A 2,014-nucleotide genomic window follows, 5' to 3' on the forward strand; every position below is an offset into this window, starting at 1 on the left:
GAGGAGCCGCTGGTGTCGCTCCTGCGCGACCGGGACCCGGCGCTGCGCACCTACGCGGCGGTGGGGCTGATGAGCATCGGCGGCAAGATCACGATCCGGCTGCTGCTCACCTCGCTCAACGACCCGGAGACCAGCTGGCTGGCCGTGCGCATCCTCGACAAGATCGGCGGCCGCGACGTCGACGCGCTGATCGCGGCGCTCAAGGACGAGCGCACGAGCTGGTACGCGCAGGACGCGCTGACCAAGCTCGACGGCTCGGTGCTGCCCCAGCTCGAGGAGCGGCTGCGCGGCCCGGACCCCGCGATCCGCGACGGCATCGCGCGGGTGATGGGCGAGGTCAAGGACCGCCGGGCGGTCCAGCCCCTGCTCGAGGCCATCCGGGGCGAGGGCGACGCGGGGGCGACCTCCGCGACCGCGCTCATCCAGATCGGGGACCCGGCGGCCGTGGAGCCGCTCATCGAACTGCTCGGCAACGGCAGCGAGCAGGTGCGGCTCTACGCCGCGTACGCGCTCGGCGGACTCAAGGACCGGCGCGCCGTGCCCGCCCTGTCGCGGACGCTCGCCGACGCCAGCAGCAGCGTGCGCGGGATCGCCGCCCATGCGCTCGGGCAGATCGGCTCGCGCGATGCCGCCGACCCGCTCAGGCAGGCGCTGGACGACCGCTCGGCGCACGTGCGGGCGACCGCCGCGTCCGCGCTGGCGCGCATCGGCGACCGCGCCGCGATGTCCCAGCTGGAGGCGCGGGTGCGGACGGATTCGGACTCGACGGTGCGCAAGGCCGCCCAGGAGGCGATGGACGCCCTCAGGCGCTCCGGCCGCTAGCTTCCGAAGGGCAGCTCATGCCCGGGCGGGCGCTCAGAAGGGTCCAGGTGCAAGGAGCGGACCGATCCGGCGAATGAGGCGGGCTGGTGCCCGCCGCAGTGAGTCGGGAGGGCTGCGACGCCGCAGATGGGCCGTTATGGGCGTCCGCCCTTTGATTGCTGCCAGAGGGCTTCCATTTGCTCGAGCGTGGCGCTCCCCGGGTCGATCCCCTGCGCGCGCAGGCCCTCCTCGACGGCCCGGAAGCGGCGCTCGAACTTCGCCGACGCCTTCTTGAGCGCCTCCTCGGGGTTGATGCCGGCGAGGCGCGCCACGTTCGCAAGCGCGAACAGGGCGTCCCCCATCTCCTCCTCGGCGCGCTCGGGCGTCTCGCGCTCGCGCGCGACGCGGAACTCCTCGAGTTCCTCGTGGAGCTTCTCGAGGGCCCCCTCCGGGCGCTCCCAGTCGAAGCCGACCTTCGCGACCTTCTTCTGCATCCGCCAGGCGCGCTGGAGCGCCGGCAGCCGCGGGTCCACGCCCTCGACGACCGAGCGGCCGGCCTTCTCCTTCTGCTTGATCAGCTCCCAGTTGACGACCACCTCGGCGGCGTCCGCGGCGGTGGCATCGCCGAAGACGTGCGGGTGGCGCCGCACCAGCTTGTCGTGGATGGCGCGCACGACATCCGCGATCGCGAACTGCCCGGCGTCCTCGGCGACGCGCGCCTGGAAGACGACCTGGAGCAGCAGGTCCCCGAGTTCGTCGCAGATCTCGCGCGGATCGCCGTGCTCGATGGCCGCGACGAGCTCGTAGGCCTCCTCGATGATGTAGGGCTTGAGCGACTCGGCGGTCTGCTTGCGGTCCCAGGGGCAGCCGCCGGGGGCGCGCAGCCGCGCCATGAGGTCGACGAGCGCGGCGAACCCGTGGTCGGGGGCGCTCCCCTTCACCTCGTCCACGATTCGGCTATACTCTGGGCCGTGCGCCCCGCACGTCGGCGCAGCCGGGAGTCCGGGGAACCCGATCGAGGGACATGACGCGAGGGATCATAGCATGAGCGACGAGCGCGAAAAAGAAGGACAGTCGAAGGGCTTCACGGTCTCGGACCGGCGCAAGCGTTACGAGGAGGCTGCGGCGGAGGCGGCCGAGCCGGTCGCCGCGCCGCCGAAGCAGGAGGAGGCGCCGGCGAAGCCGGCGGTGCCGCGGCCCGAGCCGCCCGCGG

General features: G+C 73.1%; 2 protein-coding genes. One reads left to right on the plus strand and one right to left on the minus strand.

Annotated elements, in window-relative coordinates; all coding sequences use genetic code 11:
- Positions 1 to 822: HEAT repeat domain-containing protein (locus VI078_10695; protein HEY5999748.1), on the plus strand; the 822-nt coding region annotated here is incomplete at its 5' end.
- Positions 823 to 956: 134 nt separating this feature from the next.
- Here the strand turns inward: VI078_10695 and mazG are convergent.
- Positions 957 to 1,751: a nucleoside triphosphate pyrophosphohydrolase gene (gene mazG / locus VI078_10700; GenBank protein ID HEY5999749.1), complete on the minus strand. Its 795-nt coding sequence runs from the start codon at positions 1,749 to 1,751 to the stop codon at positions 957 to 959.
- Positions 1,752 to 2,014 lie beyond the last annotated feature (263 nt).

Source organism: bacterium (assembly GCA_036524115.1).
In the GTDB taxonomy this organism is placed as follows: domain Bacteria; phylum JAUVQV01; class JAUVQV01; order JAUVQV01; family DATDCY01; genus DATDCY01.